The sequence below is a fragment of the Legionella nigrisilvae genome, assembly GCF_977063395.2.
The window spans coordinates 415,258-421,803 of sequence record NZ_CDRUGZ020000022.1 but is presented as its reverse complement, the minus strand read 5'-3'; the positions used below and the strand labels follow the sequence as shown (position 1 = coordinate 421,803).

Genomic DNA, 6,546 nt, shown 5'->3' with positions numbered 1-6,546 from the left:
CGTTGAAGACTACAACGTTGATAGGCAAGGTGTGGAAGCGCAGTAATGTGTGAAGCTAACTTGTACTAATTGGCTGATTGTCTTGACCATATAATCTGAGCTACTTCAGTTCATAGCTCCAGATACATGGATACAGGTAGGAAGGTGAGGAGCTTGGCTCTCACCTAAAAAAATGTGTTATCTCTTGTTTATCTTATTTTTTATTGAATGGTTATGTGAAGTGTTCTCCTTTAGATTATTAAATAATCTCTTCTCTGTATTCCATTTGCTCCTCATGCCGAATTTTAAGTTTAAATTGGATCAATGTCCTATAATAAAAACATTCTTCTCATAAGAGGATCTAGTAATGGAAGATCCCATAAAATGGTTTGCAATGGAGAAAGAAGGACTGTATTTCCTTCCAGGAAAATTTTATATCGATCCTTTTTATCCTGTTTCTACAGCCGTTATATCTCACGCACATGCAGATCATGCGGTATCGGGACATCAATTCGTAATAGCTCATCCAGATACTATCTCTTTAATGCAAATTCGCAATGAGGAATACTCTTTTAAATTTAAATCCTTAAATTACTTTGAAACAATTAACCACAACGATGTGATTCTTTATTTATTACCTGCTGGACATATTTTGGGAAGTGCACAAGTAGTTATTGAATATAAGGGAACGCGTATTATTTTTTCGGGTGATTACAAACGCACCCCTGATCCCACATGCGAACAATTTTTTGTAGAACCCTGTGATGTCTTTATTACCGAGGCAACTTTTGGACTTCCTATTTTCAAGCATCCAGCAATTCATATGGAACTAAAAAGATTATTGGATTCTTTAACATTATTTCCGACGCGATGCCATCTAGTAGGAGTTTATGCCTTAGGCAAATGTCAAAGAATAATTAAAGAATTACGTAATCTGGGATATCTAGAACCCATTTATATTCATAGTGCTTTAAAAAAAATTTGTGACTTTTACGAGGCAAGAGAATGTTCGTTGGGGATTATCCAAATGGCTAATACATTGGATAAGTACAGTGCGCAAGGCAAAATTATTTTATGTCCGCCCAGTAGCTTACATGATAGATGGAGTAGACGTTTTGGTGATGTGGTTGTTGCATTAGCTTCAGGATGGATGCAAATAAGAGCTCGGGCAAAACAAAAGAAAATTGAATTGCCTTTGGTGATTTCAGATCATGCTGATTGGAATGAGTTAATTAATACAATTCAAGAAATCAATCCAAGTGAAATTTGGATTACTCATGGACAAGAAGAGGCTTTATTGCATTATACAAAAGAACAAGGATATCAAGCGCGACCTTTGCATTTCTTAGAAAATCAAGATTCAGAGGATTAAGGAATGAAGAAATTTGCTCAATTACTAAACCAACTTTTTTTTACTTATGGGGGTTTGGATAAAAGAACTTTAATTGAACATTACTTTTCAGTTACTCCCGATCCTGAGCGAGGATATGCTTTGGCTATTATGACGAATAGTTTAAAGTTTTCCCGCTTTAAACGATCGTTAATAAAAAATTTAATCAGTGAAAACATCGATCCCACTTTGTTTTATTTATCCTACGATTACGTAGGGGATCTTTCAGAAACAGTTTCTTTAATATGGCCCGATACACAAAATCAAAGTGAATTACCCTTGCTTTCAGAAATCATTGTTAATTTTGAAAAACTCCCTGAAAATGATTTGTACCCCTATTTAGTAAGCTTGTTGAACTCAAGTGATTCTATTGAGCGATGGGCAATCTTAAAGATCATTACGGGAGATTTGCGGATTGGAGTATCTACTCGATTTCTGAAGAATACACTAGCTCACTATGGACAGCTACATGTGCAAGAAGTAGAAGATATATGGCATTCTCAAGTGCCTCCCTATTTAGAATTATTTTCTTGGTTAGAAAAAAAGAGTTCAAAACCTAGTACAAATACTCTTTATTTTCGCCCCGTAATGCTTTCCCATCCATTAAATGAAAGTGAGCGAATCGCGATAAATTTGAACGAATTTTCAATTGAAAAAAAATATGATGGCATTAGAGTTCAACTTGCAGTATCTGGAAAAGAAAAAGCTTTATATACGCGAACAGGAGAAAATATTAGTCATTCTTTTCCTGAGATTATCTCTAAAATAGAAGGCAATGTGGTATTAGATGGAGAATTAGTAATAAGACATGCTTCTAAAATAGGAAGCTTTAATGATTTACAGCAACGCTTAAACAGGAAGACATTATCCAAAAAACTGCTGGAAGAACAATCGGCTGCCTTAATCGTATATGATATTCTTTTTATTGATAATCTAGATTTGCGTGTACTCCCTTTCTTAAATCGTCGTGAATGGCTGGAACAATGGTTTTCGACTTCAGCACCGGAAAATTTTTTAATATCGCCACTTCTTTCATTAAAAAATACTCAAACTTTGCATCAATTAAGAGAAGAGATTTTGCAGGAAAACTCCGTACATGTTGAGGGATTAATGCTCAAGAAAAAGAGTAGTTTGTATCTTGCAGGAAGACCCAAAGGGTGTTGGTATAAATGGAAAAAAGACCCCTATATTATTGACGCAATATTAATGTATGCACAGAGAGGACATGGTAAACGTTCTTCTTATTATTCAGATTATACGTTTGGTTTGTGGAAACTAAATCAATTGCTACCCATTGGAAAAGCATATTTTGGTTTTACAGATGAGGAATTATATCAACTGGATAAATGGATACGTTCTCATACCCTAAATCGTTTTGGTCCTGTGCGAGAAGTGGAAAAAGAGTTAGTTTTAGAAATAGCTTTTGATGCAGTTCATTGGTCCAATCGACATAAATCGGGTGTTGCTTTACGTTTTCCTAGAATAAATCGTATTCGATGGGATAAGCCAGCTCATGAGGCCGATCAATTGGAAACTTTAAAAAAATTGATTAGAACATGAGAAATACTGCTTAAAAATAAAATCATTCCTAATTTTTTTTAGATTTTTCTGAATGCTCAGCACAGTGAGGACAGAGATAGATTAGTTGAATGATTTGTTCATTTTCAGGTTTTTTGATACGTAATACTTCTACTTCTTTCGAATTAATTTTGTCAAATAGAATACCACACGCGCCACATTTAACTTCTTCCGAACTATTTTGTTCCATATTAGGTTCCTAATAGATTGTTATTATTTCTTTTTATTTTTTAATTTAATCCCTCTTTTTTTATCAGGAAAAACATCTGCTAAATGAGGTTCCATGTTCCGAGACGATTCTGGCATTCGCGCGAGATAATTTGCGTGGTTCTTCTATCCCACATGAATGACAAATCATTTTTACCCCTTCTTCCAGATTTTTGTGATAAGCAAATACTCTTTCAGCCTTATTAGTTGGATCCAAACCTCTCATTAACCATTTATTGTGTGTCGCTATTCCCGTAGGACAAGTATCTGTATGACATCGTAAAGCTTGAATACACCCTAAGGAAAATAAAAACCCCCGGCCAATATTGACTATATCCGCACCAACACAAAACGCCCAGGCTACTTTATCTGGGGTGATTAATTTTTCAGAAGCAATTACTTTTATTCGGTCTCTTAAATCATACTCAATGAGATATCGATTAATTGAGGCAAGCTTTCCTCAAGGGATAATCCCATGTAGCCCATTAAATTAGCAGGAGCTGCTCCTGTACCTCCTTCCGCACCATCTAAGGTAATAAAATCAGGTGCATAGTCGAGACCTGCATTAATAATTTCTTGGCATAATTCTTCTAACCAGGTGTAATCTCCTAATACAACTTTGAAGCCTGTGGGTTTTCCTGTTATTTTTCTTACTTTATGAATAAATTTAAGCAGTTGCTTTGAATTAGAAATTTCGGGAAAACGATTAGGGCTAGCTGAATCTATATAAGCGGGGATTCCACGAATCTTGGCTATTTCGGGCGTGACTTTAACTGCAGGTAATAATCCACCTTTACCGGGTTTGGCCCCCTGACTTAATTTTATTTCAAACATTTTTACCTGAGGATAAGCACTGGCTCTTTTTAATTTTTCTGCGGATAAATGTCCTTTTTTATCACGAAACCCATATTTAGCCGTTCCAATTTGAGCAACTAAATCACATTCTCCTGCAAGGTGGTATTCCGTTAATCCACCTTCACCAGTATTTAGCCAACATCCTGCCATTTTTGCCCCTTTAGACAAAGCTATGATGGCATTTTTTGAAAGAGATCCAAAACTCATACCCGAAATATTAACAAAAGATTTTGTAGTATAGGGATTAGGACATTGTGGTCCAATGGTTATAGAACTTATTTTTACTTCCTTTTCTAAAAGGGGAAAAGGGGAATCTATAAAGTATATAGTTCCTAAAGGTTTTCGATTTCGTGAAGATCCAAATCCTTCCATAGGATATATTCCTTTGGATGCCTCATGAACCCAAGCCCGATCAAATCGATTAAACGGCAATTCTTCGCGTTCACGACTATAAAAAAATTGTCGCAAATAAATACCAAGCCATTCAGCAAAATATCGTAAATGACCAATTATGGGATAAGTACGAAGTATGGTATGTTTTTTCTGAAAAATATCCCAAAACAATAAGATTACGAGCGCGATGGACGGTATAATTAAGATAATTAACCCCCAATTCCCTCGCATAGTTCCTTCCTTAATATTTTATTCGAATTTCAGAAAAGCATAACAATAATCAATAGTGAGACAAAGAACATCTCAATTTATTTATTCCAATAAATCAGCTAAATCATTAGCATGCTCCTCTTCTTCTTTAAGAATATCTTCTAAAAGGCGTCTGGTAGTGGGATCGTTTGCACCAAACCAATTTATAAGCTCACGATACATCATAATGGCTATCCTTTCAGAAATAAGATTTTCTTTGATTAGCTCCACTAAATTATTCCCAGATTTATATTCAGTAGGAGAGCGCGCCAGTAGGGTTGATGGATTAAAATCTGGTTCACCCCCTAATTGGTTAATTCGTTCAGCAATTAACATCATATGTTTTTCTTCGTCAAGGGCATGTTCTTCAAACTCTGTTACCACCTGTGGCTTGTCAATACTTTTTGCAATAACTTGGTGAAATCGATATCGTAAAAAACAAACAACTTCACTAGCTAGGGCGTCATTTAATAATTTGCATGCTTCCTGAACATCGAGAGAATAATTTTAGTTAAGGCACCGTCTTTAAAGGAATCTCTTGCTTGCTGTTTTATTTTTTCAATGTTGGGGGATGAATTCAATTTCATTTTGATTCATAAAAAATTTCCTATTGATTTATTATAGGCACTAATTTAAAAATTTTGAGATAAAGAAAAACATTATGAATCCTTGATAGACTGTATTGGGATCAGTAAACAGTCTATCAACGATTCCTTAGAACATTATCAAAAAATCCATTTTTGAAGTGCTCCACTTATTCTATCTCCCAGCGGGAGGGATCCATTTATCGGGACTTTGGATCGTTCATGCTTACTTCTTCAATTATGTTGGTTCATCTCTTATAAAGAACCTCTATAAAATCTTCTTCATTTGAAAATAATTTTTTTGAACCTTCAGTTAAACTAATAGTTAAGTGGCCTCCACTGCCTAAAGTATCATGAGGTAATTTTTGGCTAATCGATAATTTATTACCATCTGGCAAATTATAAATATTCAATGCCTGGGGGGGGCGGTCGCCGAATAAGCTATATTTATTTTTAGTTAGCTTTTGGGCATGTGCGGGGTTTATCTGTTGAGTCAATGAATTTTCTATATCTATCAAATAACAGTCTTCCGAATTACATACAGCGATGCATTGATTTGAAGAGAGTACGTGTAGTTCTTTCACGTTGGGGTATTCTTTGCATGGTTTGTTTGTTAATAGTATTCTATTTTTCTCTTTTCCTGTTGCTCCATCTAAAACCAGGATATAAGGAGGTGCATGCTGGTTTGCTTGGTCAAGCAAAGCAACCAAATCGCCATTGGGTAAAGCATGAAGATGTCCCAGTTTTCCATTTTTTTTGTATTCCTTAATCAAAAGAACTTCTTTGCTCTGATTCTCTTCGCAATTAAAAAATACAAGTCCTGAACTTGATAAAGAAGCTGTCGTCTCCAGTACAATTGAAAAAACCATACGGTGACCTGGTAATAAAATAAAGGAAGAGACATAGCCGTCTCTATGTGCATAATATGTTAGAGGTATAGTTTTATGGGTAAAAAAGGTCTCAATGACATTCTTAAATGAGTGAGAAACACCCCTAGCCGTTTTTTTTTCATTTTTGTTGAAAAAACTAAATAAATGAACCAAGAGTTCAGCAGGGATTAGATCCATCATACCATCTTGTTGCTCAGTCGAAGTAGACTCTTTTTTTTCTAACATTTTTAAATCTCCATTATTATCCGAATTTAAACCATTCAATCTGATAAGATAGATTCCTAAAAGCCAATTACGAACAGATTAAACGAGCTAATGCAGCCATTTTAGCGGGCTGCTGCGACCAAAAATAACATATTAGAAGTTTTAAATCTTAATGTTTTCTATGTTTATTTTATAAGAATAAAAACAATTGCAAGAT

The 6,546-nt window shown here is 35.0% G+C and carries 4 protein-coding genes, 1 rRNA gene and 2 pseudogenes; 3 read left to right on the top strand and 4 right to left on the bottom strand.

Annotated elements, in window-relative coordinates; all coding sequences use genetic code 11:
- The 3 genes from ACWTE2_RS15020 to ACWTE2_RS15010 form a co-directional block, all read left to right on the top strand.
- Positions 1-90, top strand: a 23S ribosomal RNA gene (locus tag ACWTE2_RS15020); the annotation flags it as partial.
- A 256-nt stretch (positions 91-346) separates the two neighbouring features.
- Positions 347-1,351, top strand: a complete 1,005-nt coding sequence (locus tag ACWTE2_RS15015; protein ID WP_454785985.1) for a ligase-associated DNA damage response exonuclease — start codon at positions 347-349, stop codon at positions 1,349-1,351.
- A gap of 3 nt (positions 1,352-1,354) precedes the next feature.
- A complete protein-coding gene (locus ACWTE2_RS15010) occupies positions 1,355-2,929 on the top strand; it encodes a cisplatin damage response ATP-dependent DNA ligase (protein WP_454785984.1) in 1,575 nt (524 codons plus the stop codon).
- Positions 2,930-2,957: 28 nt separating this feature from the next.
- Here ACWTE2_RS15010 and ACWTE2_RS15005 read toward each other — a convergent pair whose 3' ends face one another.
- The 4 genes and pseudogenes from ACWTE2_RS15005 to ACWTE2_RS14990 form a co-directional block, all read right to left on the bottom strand.
- Positions 2,958-3,137 (bottom strand): hypothetical protein, encoded by a 180-nt coding sequence (locus tag ACWTE2_RS15005; protein WP_454785983.1) that lies wholly within the window; start codon positions 3,135-3,137, stop codon positions 2,958-2,960.
- A gap of 63 nt (positions 3,138-3,200) precedes the next feature.
- Positions 3,201-4,216 (bottom strand): annotated as a pseudogene (locus ACWTE2_RS15000) (glutamate synthase-related protein).
- Positions 4,217-4,714: 498 nt separating this feature from the next.
- Positions 4,715-5,068: pseudogene (locus ACWTE2_RS14995) on the bottom strand (ferritin-like domain-containing protein); the annotation flags it as partial.
- Between the two features lie 415 nt (positions 5,069-5,483).
- Positions 5,484-6,350, bottom strand: coding sequence for a hypothetical protein (locus tag ACWTE2_RS14990; RefSeq protein ID WP_454785982.1), 867 nt, complete (start codon positions 6,348-6,350; stop codon positions 5,484-5,486).
- Between the last annotated feature and the right edge of the window lie 196 nt (positions 6,351-6,546).